Origin of the sequence: Tenacibaculum jejuense (assembly GCF_900198195.1) — a bacterium.
Taxonomy (GTDB): Bacteria; Bacteroidota; Bacteroidia; order Flavobacteriales; family Flavobacteriaceae; genus Polaribacter; species Polaribacter jejuensis.
Map to the genome: position 1 here is coordinate 4,032,705 of NZ_LT899436.1, position 22,653 is coordinate 4,055,357.

General features: G+C 32.0%; 14 protein-coding genes. 2 read left to right on the top strand and 12 right to left on the bottom strand.

What is annotated here, in order from left to right:
- Positions 1–59: 59 nt before the first annotated feature.
- The 4 genes from AQ1685_RS17665 to truA all read right to left on the bottom strand — a co-directional run bounded on the left by AQ1685_RS17665 (position 60) and on the right by truA (position 10,106).
- Positions 60–6,026, bottom strand: a complete 5,967-nt coding sequence (locus AQ1685_RS17665) for a glycoside hydrolase family 48 protein (RefSeq protein ID WP_197697487.1) — start codon at positions 6,024–6,026, stop codon at positions 60–62.
- A 1,057-nt stretch (positions 6,027–7,083) separates the two neighbouring features.
- The gene (locus AQ1685_RS17670) at positions 7,084–7,527 is read right to left on the bottom strand and encodes a hypothetical protein (RefSeq protein WP_095074326.1); all 444 of its coding nucleotides are present in this window, start codon (positions 7,525–7,527) and stop codon (positions 7,084–7,086) included.
- A gap of 77 nt (positions 7,528–7,604) precedes the next feature.
- Positions 7,605–9,314, bottom strand: coding sequence for an ABC transporter ATP-binding protein (locus AQ1685_RS17675; protein WP_095075110.1), 1,710 nt, complete (start codon positions 9,312–9,314; stop codon positions 7,605–7,607).
- 57 nt (positions 9,315–9,371) lie between these two features.
- Complete coding sequence (gene truA, locus AQ1685_RS17680; protein ID WP_095074328.1) at positions 9,372–10,106, bottom strand: tRNA pseudouridine(38-40) synthase TruA; 735 nt, start codon at positions 10,104–10,106, stop codon at positions 9,372–9,374.
- A 165-nt stretch (positions 10,107–10,271) separates the two neighbouring features.
- Between truA and AQ1685_RS17685 the strand changes: the two genes are divergently transcribed.
- Positions 10,272–10,766: a metallophosphoesterase family protein gene (locus tag AQ1685_RS17685; protein WP_095074330.1), complete on the top strand. Its 495-nt coding sequence runs from the start codon at positions 10,272–10,274 to the stop codon at positions 10,764–10,766.
- On the opposite strand, the gene AQ1685_RS17690 is transcribed toward AQ1685_RS17685, so the two are convergent.
- The 4 genes from AQ1685_RS17690 to AQ1685_RS17705 form a co-directional block, all read right to left on the bottom strand.
- Complete coding sequence (locus AQ1685_RS17690) at positions 10,763–12,466, bottom strand: tetratricopeptide repeat-containing sensor histidine kinase (RefSeq protein ID WP_162288585.1); 1,704 nt, start codon at positions 12,464–12,466, stop codon at positions 10,763–10,765. The genes AQ1685_RS17685 and AQ1685_RS17690 overlap by 4 nt on opposite strands.
- 63 nt (positions 12,467–12,529) lie before the next feature.
- Positions 12,530–13,249 carry a hypothetical protein gene (locus AQ1685_RS17695; protein WP_095074333.1) on the bottom strand — a complete coding sequence of 240 codons (720 nt, stop codon included), beginning with the start codon at positions 13,247–13,249 and terminating at the stop codon, positions 12,530–12,532.
- Between the two features lie 192 nt (positions 13,250–13,441).
- Positions 13,442–14,101, bottom strand: coding sequence for a response regulator (locus tag AQ1685_RS17700; RefSeq protein ID WP_095074335.1), 660 nt, complete (start codon positions 14,099–14,101; stop codon positions 13,442–13,444).
- 647 nt (positions 14,102–14,748) lie between these two features.
- Complete coding sequence (locus AQ1685_RS17705; RefSeq protein WP_095074336.1) at positions 14,749–15,180, bottom strand: DUF4293 domain-containing protein; 432 nt, start codon at positions 15,178–15,180, stop codon at positions 14,749–14,751.
- A 195-nt stretch (positions 15,181–15,375) separates the two neighbouring features.
- Here AQ1685_RS17705 and rho point away from each other — a divergent pair, with 195 nt between their 5' ends.
- Entirely contained in the window at positions 15,376–17,082 is a 1,707-nt protein-coding gene (gene rho / locus AQ1685_RS17710; protein WP_095074339.1) for a transcription termination factor Rho, read from the top strand.
- A 1,166-nt stretch (positions 17,083–18,248) separates the two neighbouring features.
- On the opposite strand, the gene AQ1685_RS17715 is transcribed toward rho, so the two are convergent.
- From AQ1685_RS17715 to AQ1685_RS17730, 4 genes are read right to left on the bottom strand one after another with little or no spacing between them, the layout of a single operon-like run.
- Positions 18,249–18,800 (bottom strand): 5-formyltetrahydrofolate cyclo-ligase, encoded by a 552-nt coding sequence (locus AQ1685_RS17715; RefSeq protein WP_095074340.1) that lies wholly within the window; start codon positions 18,798–18,800, stop codon positions 18,249–18,251.
- 12 nt (positions 18,801–18,812) lie between these two features.
- Complete coding sequence (locus tag AQ1685_RS17720; RefSeq protein WP_095074341.1) at positions 18,813–20,060, bottom strand: NAD(P)/FAD-dependent oxidoreductase; 1,248 nt, start codon at positions 20,058–20,060, stop codon at positions 18,813–18,815.
- A gap of 1 nt (position 20,061) precedes the next feature.
- Complete coding sequence (locus tag AQ1685_RS17725; protein WP_095074343.1) at positions 20,062–21,069, bottom strand: 4-hydroxyproline epimerase; 1,008 nt, start codon at positions 21,067–21,069, stop codon at positions 20,062–20,064.
- A gap of 4 nt (positions 21,070–21,073) precedes the next feature.
- On the bottom strand, positions 21,074–22,651 hold the full coding sequence (locus AQ1685_RS17730) for an aldehyde dehydrogenase (NADP(+)) (protein WP_095074344.1): 1,578 nt from the start codon (positions 22,649–22,651) through the stop codon (positions 21,074–21,076).
- Positions 22,652–22,653: the final 2 nt, after the last annotated feature.

The window sequence follows — 22,653 nt, forward strand, 5'->3', positions numbered from 1 at the left end:
GGTTGATTTTTTATAAGAAAAAGAGGAGTGCAAAATTGCACTCCTCTAATGACCATTAATTACTTCACAATAATCTTTTTTCTAGAAACGATGTTTGCAGATACATCTTTAGTTTCTAAAATATAAACTCCTGTTGGTAATCCGTTCACTGAAATTGTTGTTCTATTTTGTTGGCTTTCTAAAGTTTTACTTGTAATAACTCTTCCTGATAAATCTATCAATCTTAGTTCTACATTATCTTTCGTATTGAAAACCGAAACATTTATTAAGTCTGAAGCTGGATTAGGGCCAACTCCAACAGACATTTGTGTTGGTTTTGTTCTAGCAGCAGTTGTTGCTCCTCCAAAGAAGAAACCGTATTCTGCATTTGCTAAAGCAACTTCGATTTGCGCCCAACTTCTGTGGTAACGTTGCGTATATTCTTGCCCGCTATTGTAAGCTTCCTCTAATCTTGCAAAATCTGGATCATTTCTATAGTTTGATCTGATATCTAAGAAAGTTACACCTGGTTCAATTACATCTCCATTTGGCATTGTTCCTGTGAATCCGTTTGGCACATAAACTTCTTGCTCAAAAATACGTGTAAAATCACCTCTACTTTCTGGAGCTGCTACTCCTTTATCATCTCTATATGTTCTCCACATTCTATCTAATACTTCTTTAGCTAAATCGCGAGAAGCTGTATCTAGAGTTTCATACTTTTCTGTAGCAGCAGCATAGTAGATTAGAGCTTTAGCCATAGAAGCAGCAACACCTAAATCTTTACCATAATCTGTTACAGTAACACTTAATCCGTCGTTAGAACCAGGATTATCAGGGTTCCAAGTATCTGGTTCACCTGTCCACTCTAAAGTAGCTGGAATATCAAAATCATCTTCTCCAATTAATACTACAACATTTTTCACCCAATTCGCCCATTTGTCCATTAAGTTTTTCGCCATAGTATCATTAGTGATATAGTAATACTCAGCAATACGCTCCATAGACCATGCTTGCCATCCAAACCAAGTTCCACTTCCTGGATCTTCGTATACTGGATTATCATCGTAAGCCATATCATAGAATGTAGATTTTCCTGCTGGATATGTGCTATAATCTCCATTCCAACTATTCGTTGCACCACCTGCAATTCCACCTTCTTTAGATTGTAACCAAGTATAGAATTCTAACTGACGTTGTAAACTTACTCCCCAGTCTCTTGCTCCTGTTGGAGTTCCTGGTTTCATTTCATTTACTTGCGACATTGCATAAGCTGCTACTGGATTTTGATATCCGAAGTGACAGTGACTAGAACTAATTCTAAACGCCCAAGGTGCAGAAGTATCTACAGCTCCACCCCATGAAATATACCAAGACATTAAATAATGTGCACTATCGTAACCTGTACCGGCTCCAGACACATCACTTTGTACTCCTAAAGGTTTAAAATACTTATCGAACATTCCTATTCTTAGGTAATCTCCCATTTTAGTCGCTTTATCTAAGTCTAAAAGATTTAAACTAACATTTTGTTCTTTAGCATAAACTTGCGCCCAATACATAGCTTGAACAGCTCTTGCATCTGCATCAGTTGCACTTGTATATCTCCACTGTCTCGAATAGTTTTGATCTATAGTGAATAATGGTAAATATCCGTCAGGTCCTCCCCAATCAAATCCTTCCCAAGATGGATGTGGAATTGTTTCATAAACAGATTCTTGTTCTCCTCTTTGGAATGTATTAATGTAAGAAGGTGTACTTACTCCATCTCCTCTATTTCCGTATCCATAGAAATTATCATTATCTAATAACCAGTGCATTTGATAAACTTCTGGTCCATAAGCCGCAGTTAATTCTGCTGATACTGGATCAACACCTACTGGAGCTGAAAATTCTAATGGAGCAGGATAACCGCTAGGTAATGCAAACTCTGGAGCATATGCAGCAGGACTCGAAGGATTATAAGCGGCATTTGTAGGTTGATCTGCCTGAGTTGGAATGATAAACTCTTCAATTCTATCCCAAACTGTTCCAATTGAACCCCAGTCTCCATTGATTCTAGCATTCATTACTTCTAACCATAACCAGTATGAATATAATTCACTTGTTGACTCATGTCCATGATCTGGAGCTTCAACAATTAATGATTCAATAGAATGATGCGGAGATCCATCTGCACTAAAATATCCATTTTCTGGTGCGTAAAATTTAGCTCTCATTTCATTGAAACGATCTAAATATTCATTTCCAGTTGGACCCGGATCTACAATAACTACAGGATCTGAAACTCTTATTACAACTGTTTTTGTTGCAGTTCCTCCATTTCCATCATTTACAGTTAATACTACACTGTAATTTCCTTTAGCTGTAAATGTGTTTTGAATTGTAACTCCTGAACCAGAATTACTATCGTTAAAATCCCAGCTATATCCTAATGTATCTCCATCTGCATCTGAAGAAGCAGAAGCATCGAAAGTTACCGTTAAAGGTGCTTCACCTGAAATAGGACTTGCAGTAAAATCTGCTACTGGATCTGTATTTCCTGATCCATCACCACAATTTGGCGCTGTATCTGTAGTACTGAAATAAATTGTAAAATCTCCTGCTTTTGATACTAACACGAAGTTATCAGCATCCATAGTAGCCCAATACGAACCATCTAGACCTGAGAAACCTGAGTTTGTGATTGTAACCTCTGGTTGTGCAGAATTAAAATTCTGAGAAACTTTTGGTTTTAAATCATTCCACCAAGAAGGTATTCCATTGTTAGTTAGCATCGAAAATTGATACAATCCATTATTTGGTAAATCCCAATTGATTGTAAAATTAGATACATTATCTAAACTTGGCCCACCGTTTCCTAAAACAAAAATATGATTATACTGTCTTTGTACTGAAGGTAAAGCATTTGCTACTGGTGTGTTAAATGCACATTCATTAACTGCTAACGCATCTGTAGTTGTAGTAGTAGTTAATGTTGCAGAGTTACAATTTGGCACTTGATCTGTCTCGCTAAAATAAATTGTAAATCCTCCTGTTTTAGAAGCTAAAACAAAATTTCCATTATCTACAGTTGCCCAATACGAACCATCTAAATTTTGGAATCCTGAATTAGTAATTGTTACTTCTGGATTTGCTTGACCAAAGTTTTGTGTAACTTTAGGTTTAAAGTCATTCCACCAAGAAGGAACTCCATTATTAGTTAGCATCGAGAATTGATACAATCCGTTATTTGGTAAATCCCAATTGATTGTAAAATTAGATACATTATCTAAATTTGGTCCACCGTTTCCTAAAACAAAAATATGATTGAATTGTTTATGAATTGTTGGTAATGCATTTGCGGTTGGTGTACCAAAACCACAAGAAGTATTTCCATCTGTTGCTACAATAGTTTGAGTTACTGAATCTGATTCTCCATCAGCATTTGTAACTGTTAAAGTAACTGTATATTGATCTGGCGTACTATAAGTTGTTGCACTAGTAACTCCTGTAGCTGATAATCCATTACCAAAACTCCAGTTGTAAGTTAATGCACCTCCTTTAGGATTTACAGATGATGAAGCATCAAAAGTTACATCAAAAGGAACTACTCCGCTATCTACACTAGAAGTAAAAGCAGCTACTGGACTTCCATCAGTTACGTTAATTACTGTAGATTTTGTTCCTGTTTTACTTCCATCGCTTACAGTTAATTTTACAGTATAATCTCCAACAGTTGTATAATCGTGACTAACTGTAACTCCTGTTCCAGACGTTCCATCTCCAAAGTCCCAACTGTAACTTAATGTATCTCCATTTTCATCTGAAGAAGCAGAAGCATCAAAACTTACTGTTACTGGAGCTATTCCTGTTTCTGGCGTTGCAGTAAATTCAGCAACTGGAGCTATATTTCCATCTGAAACCTCTATCGTTTTAGTTACTGGCGAAGATGTATTTGTACCATCACTTACAGTTAAAGTAACCACATAATTATCTATTCCTGTAAATGTAACTTTAGGATTTACTAATGTTGAAGTTGTTCCATTTCCAAAATCCCAACTGTACGTTAATGCATCTCCATTAGGATCTGAAGAAGCTGAGGCATTGAATTGTACTTCTAGAGGCGCAACTCCAGATTCTGGTGTTGCTGTAAATGAAGCTGTTGGTGTATCTCCACCATTTGGCTCTTGTCCTCCAGCTAACTCTCCATCAACATAAATAGGCACATTTTGTACAATTTTAAGTGTATTATTTAATCCTGCATACGAAAAGTCATTTGTAGGATCCCAAGCTGAAGCACTTGCGCTATTCGGTAAAGAAACTCGTACTTGAATTTCACTTCTATATTCTCCTTGTCCTCCTGGAAAAGGCATACGATCTTGACTAACTTCTACTTCAGCATAATAAATGTTATTTGCAGCATCCCAAGCTTGTAAGCTAGGATTGATTATTCCTGCTCCTCTTCCATTTACAACATAATCACTAGCAGTTAATCCTTCAGCAACTCCTTCAGAAATATCAATAAAATATCGTGCTTTTAATGAGCTTGGAACTCGTGCTGGCCATGCAGAACGGTTATTTAACCATATTGCAACCTCAGTAGATTTATTTTGATCGTTATTAATTCTTACTTCATTAATAAACTCTAAACCTGGAGTTTCTGGCTGTGGGAAATTTGCTAATTCTGTTCCTCCGAAGTCAATAACCATTTTCGCTAATACTCCTTGATAACAAGCATTGTAATCTGTTGCTACTTCATTAGCTTGAAAATCATCTCTATCTTCAACAAAAACATCATTCGCAGCCATTGGTCCGCCCATTAAAGCTCCCCATAATGTATGTCTAGATTCTACTGGTACAGCAGAACTTCTTGTCCAACTTGCATGCTGACCTCTATGATGCGGTTTTGTAGGAGGATTTACTCCAAAACCAGTAACTAGACTTCTATTGTTAGGATTATCACCTAAAATATAATTGATCTGATTTACTGCAAATTGATAATACTGGTTCTTTTTTGGAGTAGCAACATTGTCGCTATAAATTAATGCAGTTAAAGATGCATTCATAGCATGACGAGAAGAACCCCATTGTGTTAAATGTGCTTGTCCTCCTGGAGAATAATTAATTCCTCCTCCTTGTTGCCAGAAATCTAAATGTCTTTCTGCATCTGCTTTATAATTACTTTTTCCTGTAATCATTGATAATAAAACCATATTTCCATACGATTTATCATCCCATACTAAACTCCAAAGAAAATCTGGTAATGTGTATTCTGCTTCAGCTTTTTGTAAATAAGTTACATCTCCAGTAGCTTTATATAACCATAATGCTCCCCAAGTTAACTCATCTTGATAACCTCCAGAAGAATATGTTCCTGTAGCAGGAATTCCACCATCTTCATTGTATAAACCTCTGTAAGTATCTCCGAACTCATATAATTCTTTTGCATGCTGTAATAAGGTTGCACTGTAAGCCGGATCACTATCTTTAAAGATTATACTCGCTGAGGCTAAAGCTGCTGCAGTTTCACAAGCAACTTCCGTACCTGGAGCAGAAGGTGATAATTTATACGATTTACGCTGACCATATTGCGGATGAACGTCTACCATTTCTGGAGCCATCCAAAAGTTATGATCTTGAGATTTACTATCAGCAACCTGAGCGTAAAATTCATTTGGACTTGGGTGACATTTAATAAAATAATCTGTTACCCACTTTATATTTCTTTTAAAAATTTCAGTTTGATTTACAGCATCATATCCAGCTTTATATTCTAAAAACCCCCAATTTAATGCTGTTACTGAAAACGCCATAGGAAAACCAAATTTTACGTGATCTCCAGCATCATGCCATCCACCAGTTAAATCTAACCCTACATCTTTTCCATCGTTGACACCTGCGTTTGATCGCCAACTGATTCTGTTCCAATCTGGTAAGACACCGGACTGTTGTGTCTCATAAAATAATAATGACTTTTGTAAAGCCTCTCCGTAATTATATTGTGCTTTTGAGCTAAAGGGTAAAAAACACAACATAATTAATACATAAAACATTCGTAGTTTCATATTCAATAATTTAGTTTGATCATTTACAATACTTTCCCTTTCCAATAAATGTTAAACATCTATCAGTTAAGATTTTAGTACACTTAATCTTGGAATAATTATTTTAATTACTTGAAGTTAGGACAATACAATAGTCACCTAGGCTCACCTATTTATGTGTATAGATCAGTTATTTTTTTTGACTAGTATCCTACTCCAGATAACATAAAATATTATCCAGTTAAGATTTTATATTGTCTTGACTAAAATTGTTAATTTTAGATTAGCAGTAGTTGAGATCAAACAATAGTCACCCAGCCTCATCTATTTTACATTATAGATCGGTTATTTTTTTTGACTAGTATCTCATTCTAGGTAATGCTAAAACACTATCCAGTTAAGACTTTTAATAAATAAACTAGAATTACAAACGTTTGAAGAATTCATTCGGGGATTCTTAATTTGTAGTGTTAATTCTAGAAGGTTAATTTTAATAACTTTTCCTAAAGTTCATGACCTTCGAAATTTGTTATTTGGTTGTCTGAGAATATCGATATTCACATTAAAGTTAACGAGAAAAAAACACAAATTCAATAGTTTTATTGTGCATTGTAACTTTTTTTTCATAAAATGAATTAATCGTACAACCTACATAATTATAGGTGATAAAAAAATATTAAAAACAAAACATAAAGTACTGAATACTAGACTTAAAAAAACAAGCAACAACTTAAACGCCTATTCAATTTAAGGTAAATTCAAGCTTATGTTAATTCTTCTTCTTTTTCATTAAGAATAACAACTATTTAGTTTAAGAAATTCAAGTTATTACTAAAAAAATTATGATACCTTCAAGAATGAAATTTAAGAGGAAATACACTATTAAAATTCAACTGGGGAAGTCTTTACTGTAAATATCATTATTAAGCTTTTAAATCTCGTATAAATTAAAGATGTAATAGATAATAAACTTCATGTAAGAGCAAAACATGAAGAATGTAGCATATGAAGGTCATTTTAGACAAAAAAAAAGAGCATCAATAAAAAATTGATACTCTTTACAATTATGTTTTGTAATTTATTGCTTAGGTGCCATTTTAGACATAATACTTTGAATAGTACTAGATAATTTTTTAGCATCTTCAGCATCTAATGAACTTGTGAATGTTTGTGCTTTAGTCGCTAATTCTTGACCTTTAGCAGCTAACTTAGAGATTTTTGATACATCTCCGTTAGCATCGATGTATTCTTTAGCATACTCTGTGTATGTTTTTAAATACTCAGCTACTTTAGGATCTTTAAATTCAGGAATAGTAACTCCTTCTAAAGCAGATTCTACTTTCTTTGCAGTTTCTTCAGCTGCTGCTTTTGTTTCTTCAGTTGCTTTAGTTGCTGCTTCTTCAGTTTTTTTAACTGTAGTTTCAGTAGTTTGTTTTACTTCTTCTGACGCTTCTTTTGCTTTTTTACAAGAAGTAGCTGTTAAAGCTCCAACTAAAAAGATAGATAAAATTACTTTTTTCATCGTTTTATGATTTTAAGTTTAAGATTGAATAGCAAATGTAATGTTTTGATCTTACTATGCAAATTTAATGTAGATTATTACACGACTTCTTCACCAAATTGTTTTTCATACAAGTTTCTGTAGTATCCTTCTTGCTCTAAAAGTTCTTGGTGATTGCCTAACTCTACAATCTTACCTTTATCCATCACAATAATTTTATCCGCTTTTTTAATTGTGGCTAATCGATGAGCAATAACAATAGAAGTTCTATCTTTTGTTATTTTATCTGTAGCATACTGAATCATTTGTTCAGACTCTGTATCTACAGAAGAAGTAGCTTCATCTAAAATTAAAATACTAGGATTACTCACATATGCTCTTAAGAAAGCGATTAACTGACGTTGTCCAGAAGATAACATAGCGCCACGCTCTTTAACATTATAATGATATCCGTTAGGTAAACTTTCAATAAAATTATGAATTCCTATTTGTTTCGCTGCTTCTTGAACATCTTCTAATGTAATAGCTTCGTTACGCAAAGTAATATTATTCAAAATTGAATCTGAGAATAAAAATACATCTTGTAATACCACAGCTACTTGATTTCGTAAGCTTTCTAAATCATAAGTTTCAACAGCAGTATTATCTACCAAAATTTCTCCACTATCGATTTCATAAAAACGACTAATTAAATTAATAATCGTAGATTTTCCAGCTCCTGTAGATCCAACAATGGCAATTGTTTCTCCTTTTTGAGCTTCAAAAGAAATTCCTTTTAAAACTTCTTCTCCTTCAACATAACTAAAACGTACGTTATTAAATGCTATATTTCCTTGTAAATCATCTGCTAATATTGTTCCAGATTTATCTATATAACTTTCTGTATCTATCACATTAAAAACACGTTCTCCAGATACAATTCCCATTTGCAATTGATTAAACTTATCTGCTATTTGACGCAATGGTCTAAATAACATTTGTGCCATTTGTACAAAGCTAATAATTGCCCCTACTGTAATTGTATCTTTAGCTATTACTTGCAAACCTCCGTACCAAACAATTAATCCGATAGCTATAGAAGATAAAATTTCAGCAATTGGAAAAAATATAGAATAATACCAAACAGTTTTTACATGCGCTTTTTTGTGTTTTTCGTTTATTGCTTTAAAATTCTCGTATTCTATTTTTTCTCGATTAAATAATTGTACAATTTTCATTCCTGTTACACGCTCCTGCACAAATCCATTTAAATTTGCTACCTGATTACGAACATCTTGAAAAGTTTTTTTGATGGCGATTTGAAATAGTTTCGTCGCATAGATTAAAATAGGCAATACAGCTAAAGCTATTAAAGCTAATTGCCAATTTATTACGAACATTACAATTACAACCACCAACATTTTTAGTACATCACTTACAATCATAAAAACACCTTGAGAGAAAAAGTTTGCAATAGTTTCTATATCTGAAACTACTCTTGTTACTAATCTTCCTACAGATGTATTGTCGAAATACGACATTTTAAAACGTAAAATATTTTTAAAAATAATAGTACGTAAATCTTTAATGATATGTTGACCTACCCAATTTGCGTAGTAGATAAATGAAAATTGTAGTATTACTTGAATTAATAATACACCTAACATAATCATGGTAAATAATAATAATCTTGCCAGATCTTTATTTACCGTAAAATCATCTATTGCTCTATACAATATTACCGGACTCGCAGCAGCAAATATAGCTAGAGATATGGTAGATATTGTTGCTATCCAAAACTGAAAACGATATTGTTTTGCAAAACTCATTAAGCGTGCAAAAATTTTAATATCAAATGCTTTTCCTGAACTACTCTTACTCACAATTTAAATATAATCGTATGTTACTTCTGTTAAAAATAATGCTTTCGCAGGTACAGATACTCCTGCTTTGCTTCTGTTTTTACTTTCTATAATTTCTTTAAAATCGTTTACTGTTATTTTTCCTAAACCAACATCTAACAAGGTTCCAACTATAGCACGAACCATATTCCTTAAAAAACGATCTGCAGAAATATAAAAAGTTAATTCATTTCCTTGTAAAATCCATTCTGCATTAGTTACCTCACAATTAAAGGTGCGAACATCAGTTTTTACTTTCGAAAAACACTTAAAATCTTCATATTCGTAAAGTAATTTTGCAGCGGTATTCATAGCTTCTATATCTATATTTTTATAGTTTAATTGCCATGAAGTGTCTAATAAAAACGGATTTCTACCTAACCATATTTTGTACTCGTAGCTTCTACTTGTAGCATCAAAACGTGCATGGGCATCGTTTGCCACTAAAATCGTGTGATATACTACAATATCATTGGGTAAAATTGCATTTAATTTATAGGTGAAATTTTCATCTAAAACAGTATCAAAATCAAAATGCGCATACATTTGCGAAGCATGAACTCCTGTGTCTGTTCTTCCTGCACCAACAATATTAATTTCTTTTCTTAGTATTGTACTTATACTTTTAGCAAGTTTTTCTTGAACCGAAATAACATCGGGTTGTACTTGCCAACCGTAATAATTTTTACCGTGGTATGCTAGTTCTAAAAAATATCGCAAAGAAATTCTTTTTTAAAGAGCTAAACTACGCATTTTATTTGGTTGTGTTATTTAGTATTTTCTTAAAATTAACTTTAAAACACTTCTTAAAAAAGTAGATAGTACACATTTATAAATTATAACTATGTTCTACTCAAAACTGAAGATTCTTTGTAATTTCGTGATGTGAAAAAAATCTTATTATTATCGGATACTCATAGTTATATTGATGATCAAATTTTAAAATTTGTAAAGCAAGCTGATGAAGTTTGGCATGCTGGCGATATTGGTAATTTAAAAGTAACAGACACTATTAAATCTTTCAAGCCTTTACGCGCAGTTTATGGAAATATTGATGATGCTGAAGCTCGTGCAGAATTCCCTTTAGATAACACTTTTGAACTGGAAGGTGTTTCTGTTTGGATGACTCATATTGGTGGATATCCTGGAAAGTATAAACCTCGCGTTTATGGCGAACTTCAAAAGCATACACCTAAACTTTTTATTTGTGGTCATTCGCATATTTTGAAAGTTCAATTTGATAAGCATTTTAATTTACTACACATAAATCCTGGTGCAGCCGGAAAACATGGTTTTCATAAAGTACGTACCATGATTCGTTTTGAATTACGTGCTGGTGGTATTGAAAATATGGAAGTTATTGAGCTGGCAAAAAATTAAGCCGATACCATTTCCTTTTTTTGTATTACAGGAATACTAGCAATTACTTTAGTTCCGTTTCCTTTAGACGATTCGATGATAAAATTACCGTTCATCATATTAATTCTAGCTCTAATTTGGTTTAATCCAATACCAGAATCTTTATCTGAACGCATTTCAAAACCAACTCCGTCGTCTTTAACAATAAGATTAATCATATCGTCTTCTTCTTCTAACATGATATAAGCGTTTTTTGCTTTACTATGTTTTAAAATATTATTGATTAATTCTTGAATGATGTTAAACACCTTTATTTCAAACTCTTGCGAATAGCGATATACATTTAAAATTGCCGTACTAATTTTTATTTCAGAGTTTGAAAACTTTTTGGCAACATCTTTAGTCGCATATTCTAAACCAAATTTAAGTAGTATCGAAGAAACTAAATTATGAGATAAATCACGAATTTTTTCTGAAGCTTCTGTTATTATTTGCTGTGTTTTCTCTAATTCTTCTGGAATATCGTCTCCGTATTGTTTCTGCGTAGCTTGCAAATGCATGTTTGCAGAAGATAATAATGCACTTACATTATCGTGTAAAATTTCAGCGATTTGTTTACGCTCAGTTTCTTTACCATCTAGAGTTGCATTTAAAATTTTCACCTGAGCCTGTGAGTTTAAACGCTCTAATTTACGTTGTTGACGTAACTCATTTTGTGATAGTTTTAAGCTTAAATTACGTTGACGTAATTTGTATAAATTCGCTAAGTACAATAATAATATAGAAATAATTACACCTGCTGTTCCTACAGCCCAAGTTTTTTGTTCTTGTTTTTGTTGTTTTTTATCAGCTTCCTTTTGAAATTCTTTAACATTATACTTAGATTCTATTTTCTTGTAAGCTTTTCTAGTTTCTTCAATGTTTAAACTATCTCTTATCGCATACGAATCCGTAACGTATTCATAGGCTCTATAATCTTTCAAATTGTATAATGCCCATGCAATATTATCTAAAAGTAATTCTTTGTGTTGTAAAGCTCTCAAAGATTTTTCATTTTTTAAATATGTAAGAGCTTTACCATATATTTCTCTACCTTCTTTATAACTTCCTCTTTCTAAATACAAATTCCCAAGATTATTGTATGCTAAAGCTAGAGATAGATTGTTATTAAATTGTGTATTTATTTTAATTGACTCTAAAGTGTATTCCTCTGCTTTTTTGAAATCTTTGTTAAAAGCATACATTTTTCCGAGATTTGTATAAGCTTTCGCCTTTAACCCCATGATTCTTTCATCTAATCCAGGTAATTTTATTATTTTTTCGAAATAATATTCTGAGCTATCTTTTTTTCCTTTATGTAAATAAAATTTAGAAATGGCATCATAATTTTGAGCTACTAAATAGTCACTTGCCTCTCCCTTAAGCTCTGTTGAGAATTTATAATTTTCAAGAAGGTTAAGAGATTTTTTAAGATAGGCTATAGCATTTGTATTACTAGTATCTTTTGACAATATTTGACCAGCTAATAAATTAGCTTTAATTAAAATATCTATTTCAACTTCTTTTCTATTTGTTAATGGGAGCACCATTTTTAAAGCTCTAGTATATCTATCTTCCTCATATAAGATTTTTGCTAATTCAAATCTTTGGACCAAGGTTGTATCACTCTCTTTTTCAAACACAGCAAAAGCCGAGTGGGCAGACTCAGCTTTAACTTTCAAACATAAAAATATAAAAACAAGGGGGACTGTATGTTTTATAACATTTATTATATTCATTATACTTTATAAATCAGTACCATATCTAGGCATCCTTCTTGCAACATAAGCTAATTCTGCTCTTTCTCCGTATGAATTATCTGTTTTTACCTCAAGATCGGTTTTGATGTAATTTACAAAATCTATTTTTAATGGTAGGTGATCTGATTTATTATATATCTTCGTGTAATTACGAACATTCGACAAACCTTCCTTCAAATGAACTTCGTAAATATTTTCATCTGCGTTGTATTCAAAATTAACATTAATTCCTTCTCTTACTTTAAAGTCTAGCACGAATTGACCATCTCCAAAACTTTCAACACTATATGTTTGTAAAAAATTTGTATTAACTTCTCCTTTAGCTAAAACAATATTTTCATCTTCAACTGTAATCGATTTTCTTTGCTCACCATTCTGATAAACATCAATATTTATTTGATTATTATCTAAATCTAAGTCAGTAGAGTTACTAACTGATCTGTTTGAAACAGCATGTTTTGTTTCAAATGTATGTAAGTTATTTGTATTTGTTGATTCATCTTTAACTAAGTTTGCTTGTGCATTTTTAGCTAATTTATAATCAATTGTATATTTTCCTGAAGCATCTCTGCTTAATTTATATGACTGTAAAAGAGATTCATTAACTCCTTCTATATCAGCATCTATCACATTATTATCTTCTGAGCTACAAGATGAAAATATTGCAGCAACTATCATTAAAAAAGGTAAGTATCTTTTTATCATCGTACTAAAATTTTGAATGTTGGATTATATTAAATATTATAAAAAAGGTAGTATTTCGGGGGGACTACGTTATTTATAAAAAGAGTGAAAAAGTAGTAGGCTTGACAATACTTCGGATAATACAGCTTCTGAGGGGGGGGGGAACATATATAAGGACGGGGAACCTCTATATAAAAATTGAAGGGAGGTCGATTAAACTATATTATTTTTAACAGCATATATTGCCAAACCTACTACATTTTTCACTTTTAACTTTTTGTATAAGTTTCTTCTATGAGTTTCTATTGTTTTGACCGTTAGGTCTAATTTTTTTGCTATTTCAGAAGTACTCAACTCTTGGGTAATTAGCTTTAATACTTCTATTTCTCGTTCTGTTAAAGGTTCAATAACAGCACTACTTTTAATGGCATCATCGGTTTTGGTATCGTTGATATATAAATCAAGTAAACTTTCTTTAATATTATCACTATAATACTTTTCACCACGATGCACAGCTTTAATAGCTTTAATTATGTGGTCGCTTGCCGAACTTTTTTCAATGAAACCTCTAGCACCAAGGCTAATCATTTCTTGAACAATTTTCGGGTCGCTTAAACCAGATAGTATAATTGTTTTTTGATCTACATTTCTATTTTTAAATGCTTTCAAAACTCCAATACCATCTAATTTTGGCATATTAATATCAAGTACAAGAACGTCGGCTTTTTTTGTTCGGGACCATTCAACAACATCTTTTCCCGTAAGTGAGTAGCCTTCTAACTCAATTTGATCTTCCGTTTTAATTAAAGCAGAAATTCCATCTATAATTATTTGGTGGTCATCTGCGATATGAACTTTGATTTTGTTTATCATTGTTACATGTACAAATTTATAAGGTTAATGCGTTGTAGCCAAATCACAAACACCCTGAAAACCTTCTCAGGGTTTACCCTGAAGCGTCTAAGGGTTTTCCCTTAGATGATATCACGGAGGCCTTTATTTATCTGACATTAGCTTTTCAAAAGTAGGGATTAAAATTTTACTTCCTACCAAAAAAGAAATACAAAAAAAGCAGATTTGTCTTTAACTTTAACATAAAACATGCTTTCTAATTAAAAACTACAACATGACTTTTAAAGCGATCTTTTTGATACATTATTATAGACTACTTTTTTATATGTTGCTTAACTTAAAAAATACCTGTTTTGTATTTAGAGTAAAATTCTGTCAATTCGAGTGATTTTTCGAAATCAAATGAAGAAAAATTGTATCGAGAATAAGAATTTTAACTTAGAAAGAGTACTCGATACACTTTTTCGTACCTCAAAAGCACTCGAACTAACAATTTATGATTATTTATATTTCTAAATGCACAACTGTTTTAAAAAATGTATTGTTTTTTGGTTTGAATTTAATTCCCTTTTAATATAAGAACAGTTTTATGTCATTCTTATAACATAAAAAAACCGAGAATAGTATTATTCTCGGTTATTCGCACTAAATATATTAAGATGTTAGGTTTATCGTAATCTATCTACTGATTTTACAAGATCTTCATCCTTCTTAATGGCTTTGTTAGCTAACACTAACAATAAAATTGAAATTACAGGAATGAACATCCCAATACCTTTCTCAGAAACCGTAGCTTCTCCAGATAAAGTTAGAGATAAATATACCAACACCCCTAATAAAAAAAGGTTTGTCAAAATATTAAGGCGGCCTAAAACAAATTGTAATTGTCTGTTTTTAAATAAAAAGATAGTTACTATTGATAATAAAGCCGATAAAATAAATAATACAGGAATACTTTTTTGTAAAAATGAAGCAGCACCGAGCAAGTCTAAAGAAAATATTGCTTGTTTAGCTGTACTCCATAAATTGAACACGAAAGTCAATCCTCCGGAAATAATTCCGACTGCAAGTAAGTATAAGGATTGTATTCTTTGTATCATATTTTAAAATTGGATTGCAAATTTACGGTTTCTTTTTTTAAAAAGAAACTTTGCAAATCAAAATATTTATATATATTTGTCCGGTAAGGAAACCTCACACTACTTACTTGTTGCAAGTAAGCTATTCAAAACAACAAAGATCTAAATTATCATCCCCTTATTTTCAAAAGATACCTATAATTTAAAAATATTCTAATGTTCGAAATCTCGGATTTAAAAGCTAAAAAATTAGTTGAATTACAAGAAATTGCAAAGAAAATTGGTTTAAAAAAAACAAGCCAGTTAAAAAAGCTTGATCTTATTTACAGAATTTTAGATGCTCAGGCTGAAGCCTCTAAAGAGCAGAAAAAGGAAAAACCAGAACCAGCAGCAAAAAAACCTGCTGCAACCGTTGAGAAAAAAGAAGAAACTAAGCCAGCAGCTACAGAGCAAAAAACTGAAAGACCAAAAAGAAGACGTATTTCTAAATCTGCTGAACAAGCGGCTAGCACTTTAAAATCAAATACAGGTACTACTAGCAATACTGCTACTGCAAAACCTGAGCATAAAAAACCTCAACATTCTACAAGTTCAAACTCTAACAATCAGAGTAATAACAACAATAACAACAGAGGTCAAAAAAATTCATCTGCTGATAATAATCATAAATCAAATAATAATAATCAGCAAAAGAATAACAACCAAAATAGAAATAACAACCAAAACAGGAATAATAACAAACATCAAAATAAAAATCAAGGTTCTAAACATAAAAGCGGTAATCGCTACCGTGATCCAGACTTTGAATTTGATGGAATTATTGAAAGTGAAGGTGTATTAGAGATGATGCCAGATGGTTATGGTTTCTTACGTTCTTCTGATTATAATTACCTATCATCTCCAGATGATATTTATGTATCTCAATCTCAAATTAAATTATTTGGATTAAAAACAGGAGATACTGTAAAAGGAAATGTTCGTCCACCAAAAGAAGGAGAAAAGTATTTCCCTTTAATTCGTGTATCTAAAATTAATGGTTTAAATCCGAATATCGTTAGAGATCGTGTTTCTTTCGAACATTTAACTCCGCTTTTTGCTAATGAAAAATTCAATTTAGCAGAAAAAGGTAGTTCTTTATCTACGAGAATTATGGATTTATTCTCTCCGATTGGTAAAGGACAACGTGGTATGTTAGTAGCACAACCAAAAACTGGTAAAACCATGTTATTAAAGGATGTTGCAAATGCAATTGCAGCAAATCATCCTGAGGTTTACCAAATCGTTTTACTGATAGATGAGCGTCCTGAAGAAGTTACAGACATGAAGCGTAGTGTTCGTGGAGAAGTTGTTGCTTCTACTTTTGATGAGCCAGCAGATAAGCACGTACGTGTTGCTAATATTGTTTTAGAAAAGGCAAAGCGTTTAGTTGAATGTGGACATGATGTAGTAATCTTATTAGATTCTATTACTCGTTTAGCTCGTGCATATAACACTGTTGCACCTGCCTCTGGTAAAATTTTATCGGGTGGTATTGATGCAAATGCATTACACAAACCAAAACGTTTCTTTGGAGCTGCTCGTAATATTGAAAATGGTGGTTCGTTAACCATTATTGCTACTGCATTAACTGAAACTGGTTCTAAAATGGATGAAGTAATCTTCGAAGAATTTAAAGGAACTGGTAACATGGAACTTCAATTAGAACGTAATATTGCTAACAGAAGAATTTATCCAGCTATCGACTTAATTAAGTCTAGTACGCGTAGAGATGATCTTTTATTAGATCCAAAAACTGTTCAACGTATGTGGGTATTACGTAAGTATTTAGCAGACATGAATCCTATCGAAGCTATGGAATTTATTCAACAAAGAATTAAAACTTCAATAAACAATGAAGAGTTCTTAATTTCTATGAACGGATAATATTAGGTTTTGATAATATAATATCAATAAAAATCACTCAAATTTGAGTGATTTTTTTGTTCCATTAACACTTTATTAACATATGTTAATTTTAACTCGTCTTTACATATGTTAATTTCGTCGATACTTATACTACAACTCATCTAAGGTTTTAGTACTAAAGGAGTTATTTGATCTATCTTTAATATCAGAAGCAAGGGACATATATTTAGTCATAAGCATTTTAATAATTTGGGAGCGATTATAACATTTTAACATTAAATAGACAGGCTAAAATATAATGTCACTATTCCCCCGATTGACATATGGATTTGGACAATGAAAAATTGTCCAAATCTTTATTTTTACACCTATCCTAACCCGTTTATTCCATTTACTTTTTTAATTCAAAGTATATATAAAAAAACTTTAATTTCACCGATACTTATACTATCATTCGTCTAAGTTTAGACATTGTTAGCGTAATATATTTCTAAATTTATAATTGTAAACAAGGGATTTATATTTGTTCGTGAGCATTTGAATAGTTTGGGAGCGATTTTTAGCATTATACCGATCAGATATAAATCATACAACCCCAATGAACATAAAGATTTGGATAATGAAAATTATCCAAATTTTTATTTTTAGATCATTACTATTAAAATTAACATATGTTAATTTTATCTACACTTTAATACAGTTCATCTAAAAAAATATAATACAATAATTATTCTCCTAAATTTGAATTCATAAACAAGAAACACGTATTTAGCCATAAGTATTTTAATAATTTGGGAGCTATCTAAAATTTTAGCATTAAATAAACGTCAGGCTGAATTATAATGTCTCTTTTCCCCCGATTGACATAAGGATTTGGATAATAAAAGTTATCCAAATCTTTTTTTTGTACTTATTCTAACCATTTTGGTATGAAAACTCATCAAATTAACATATGTTAATTTCATCGATACTTTAGTGCTGTTCATCTAAAATCTAAAAAGAAAAGAATAACTGTAGCCTATTTTTGAAACTATAATAAGGGATTGTTTAAGTCTAGCACATTTTAATTATTTATTTGGGAGCTATTTTAGCATTTTTAAAAGTTAGACTTAAAGAATTGACATAACCTGAACTTACTTAAAAAAATGGATAACAAATGGTTATCCATTTTTTTTGTTCTTAATTTAAAACTTAGGATAGATTACTTTTTGTAGCGGAATATCAAACTCATTTAAATCTACAATTAAGTCTACTGGCTTAAAAAAGTTTAATCCAATTGTTTGCACATCATCTTTACAAGCACTTAAAAAGCGATCATAAAAACCTTTACCATAACCAACTCTATATTTTTTTTCATCAGAAATTAACAACGGCACAAAAACTAAATCAATAGTTTTTACATTTATTTCTTTTGCTTTTTCTGGTTCTGGAATTCCGTGTTCATTCACGTGTAAAACAGTATCTTTTTCAAAAAGATAGTGCGTTAATGTAGCATCAGTAAAATTACTTTTACTGATGATTATATTTTTTCCTTTACTCCTCAGGAAATCAATAATTGGATACGTGTTAATTTCTTTCTGTTTTTCTATTGGAAGAAATATGTGAATGTTTTGAACTGTAGAAAAATCGTATTCAAATAGTTGTTTGTAAATATCTCTTTCAAGAATATCTATTGTTTCTTTAGATAATTCTTTTCTTTTCTCTTTATAGATTTTTCTTAATTCATTTTTGTTCATATTACAAAAATACTAAGAAAATCGCTCGACATGAAAAGGGTTAATATTCATACTAGTTTTCTTATTATAGATAACTTCTGAAATTAATTTTCCTGTCGCCGGACCTAAACTCCACCCCATCATTGCATGACCTGTCCCTACTGTAACGTTACTAAAATTAGAGAGTTTTCCTATATATGGAAGACCATCGGGGGAACATGGCCTTAAACCGCATTTAGCTGAAGTTTTATCATCTTCATTTATCTGAATCTCATTATAATAACTTTCAGCTGCGTTAGCAATAGCATTAACTCTTTTAGGATTAATCGTATGATTTATTCCTCCTAACTCCATAGTACCAGCAAAACGAGTAGCATTTTCCATTGGAGTAACAGCTACTTTTGCCTCTAATAATATAGAAGGAATATTAATCTTAGTTGGTTTTGTTACATCTATTCTATATCCTTTTCCTGCTTGAACCGGAACATTAATCTGTAATTTTTTCAGTATCTGTTGAGACCAAGAACCACTAGCGATAACGACCTCATCAAATTTTATAAATTCATTTTTAGTTTTTAAACCTGAAACTACATTTGATTGAATTTCAAAATCTTCTACTTCAGTATTCTCTTTAAAAACTACACCTTTATCTATTAGAAAATGCTTCATTTGCTGCATAAATTGATGCGGTGTCATATGAGCGTCAGACAAATAGTGTATTGCACCTTTAATTGTGCTATTCACCGTTGGCTCTATTTCTTGTAATAGTTTTCGAGAAAGATGCTCTACTTTTAAACCACAATCAATTGCTTTTTTCCCTACATTCCATTCTTGTTCACCAGCTTTATCAGTTTTATACAACATCAATAAGCCTTGATGTTTATAAAAGAAATTAAAATTTTCATCCAATTTCATTTCCTCGTAAAGCCTTATACTAAGCAAGTTAATATCTCTAATTACGGGTATTGAAGAGGCTACTTTTTGCGAAGTCGCTGATTTTTTGAATAACCAAGACCATTGTAAAAAATCATAATTCAATCTTGGTTTTACATAAAATGGACTAGAAGAATTAAACATCCATTGAATTCCTTTGGTAATTATTCCTGGACTCGCTAAAGAAATAATATGACTCGGTGTAATTAACCCAGCATTTACATAAGAAGCCCCTGAAGTAAAATCTGATTTATCAATCACGATAATCTCAGCAGCTTCTTTTTGTAAATAATAGGCTGTACAAAGCCCAATTATTCCCCCTCCAATAATAACCACTCTTTTTTTCATCTTATATTACTTGAAATCCGTGTGCATAAGGATCATCTTCATCATCAATTATGATCGTATTGTAACCATATATTTTTGCCCATCCTTGTACACTTGGTATAATTGCTTTTTTATTATTTATTATAGTTTCTTGCTCTACTCTACCGACAAATTTGCTACCTATAAAACTCTCATGAATAAAATCTTCTCTAATCTTTAATTTTCCTTTAGCATATAATTGTGCCATTCTTGCTGATGTTCCTGTGCCACAAGGACTTCTATCAATAGCTTTATCACCATAAAAAACAGCATTTCTACCAGAAGAACTTTTATCTAAAGGATCACCAGTCCACAACATATGAGATACATCTCTGATAGTATCATCTTTTGGATGCACAAAATAATTCGGGTATTTTTTATTGATACGGTCACGTAATATTTGAGAATACTGTATGATTTTAGATGCGGTAAAATCTTGTATTCCTGAAAAGTTCTTTTGCGGATCAATAATTGCATAAAAATTTCCTCCATAAGCTACATCAAAAGTTAACTCTCCCAACTCTGGACAATCAATTGTTAAATCTTCTGCTGCTAGGTAACTTTTTACGTTTTTTAGTTTTACCCACTCTACTTTTCCGTTATTTTCTTTGTATGCGATTTCTACTAAACCAGCAGGAGCTTCCATTTTAATAACTCCTTTTGTTTTAGGCTGAATTAAACCTTCTTCAATCGCTATTGTAATTGTTCCAATAGTTCCATGACCACACATTGGTAAACAACCAGAGGTTTCTATAAATAAAATTCCAAAGTCATTTTCTGGATTTTGAGGCGGATATAAAATTGAACCACTCATCATATCGTGCCCACGAGGTTCAAACATTAATCCTTTACGAATCCAATCGTATTCACGGAGAAAATGTTGTCGTTTTTCACTCATTGAGTTACCAATAAGTGTTGGACCGCCTTCTTTTACAACACGAACAGGATTTCCGCATGTATGTCCATCAATACATGTAAAAACGCTTCTCATTTGATTAAACTTGGTTTGTTTGTCCGTTTACTATTCGTGAAATTCCTAATGGATTTTCATCTTTTAATTCGTCTGGTAATAACTCATTTGGCCAATTTTGATAACTAAATGGACGAACCCAACGTTTTATAGAATTCACACCAACTGCGGTAAAACGACTATCTGTAGAAGCAGGATACGGCCCGCCATGTACCATCGAAGGACATACTTCAACTCCAGTTGGAACTCCATTAAAAATTAATCGTCCTACTCTGTTTTGCATTTTCGCAACTAACTCAGAATAGTTCGAAATTTCATTGTCATCTGAAATGATAGTTCCTGTTAGCTGTCCTTCTAAACTTGAAATAATCTCCTCTAACTGTTCCAAATTTTCACATTGAACTACAATTGAAAATGGACCAAAAACTTCGTGATGTAACGTTGAATTTTCTAGAAACGTTTTTCCGGAAACGGTTGCAACTAGTTGAGAAGCATAATTCGTTTGAATCTCTTCATCTAAATTAGCCACAATCGTTACATCGTTTTGATTCATCGCTTGTTGCTTTCCTTTCTCGTAAGCTCCATGAATGTTTGGATGTAACATACAAGAAGGATTTATTTCTTTAATTTTTGATCCTAATTCTTCAATAAAACCAGACAATTCCTCTCCCGCAATTCCTAAAATCAAACCAGGATTTGTACAAAATTGTCCTGTTCCTAATGTTATAGATCCTGCATATGTATTTGCTATTTCATTCCTTCTATTTTCTAATGCTTTTGGTAATAAAACCACTGGATTTATACTTCCCATTTCTGCAAAAACAGGAATTGGTTCTTCTCGTTTAGCTGCAATATCTAGTAAAGCTCTTCCTCCTTTAATACTTCCAGTAAATCCAACTGCTTTTATTTTTGGATGACTCACTAATTGTTGTCCCGCTGAATAATCTTTCGCATTAATATTTGAAAAAACTCCATTTGGCATTCCTGTTTTTTCAGCAGCTTTCACAATTGCAGTTGCAATTAACTCTCCTGTTCCTGCATGCATTGGATGTGATTTTACAATTACTGGGCAACCGGAAGCTAAAGCTGCTGCTGTATCTCCACCGGCTGTAGAATACGCTAATGGAAAATTACTTGCTCCGAAAACCACAACAGGACCAAGTGGAATACTCATTTTTCTTAAATCTGGTTTCGGTGCTGGAGTTCTATCTGGAATTCCAGTATCTATAGAAGCTTCTACCCAAGAACCTTCTTCTACTAAATCTGCAAAAGAGCGTAATTGAAAAACTGTTCTTCCTCTTTCACCAATAGCTCTTCCTGTAGGTAAACCTGTCTCAGAACAATATGTGTTTATTAAATCGCCTCCTAAGCTTTCTATCTCGTCAGCAATTGTTCTTAAAAACTCAGCTTTTTGTTTTCCAGAATAATTTTTATAACTATGAAAAGCTTCTTCTGCTTTATCTACAGCTTGATTTATCTCTTCCTCAGTCGCCTGAAAATATTCAAACTCGTTTTCTTTATTTAATTCTGGATTTATGGTTTTAAATCTAACAGTTCCTAAAGAAGACAATTGATTTCCTATATGATTTTTTCCAGTAATCATGG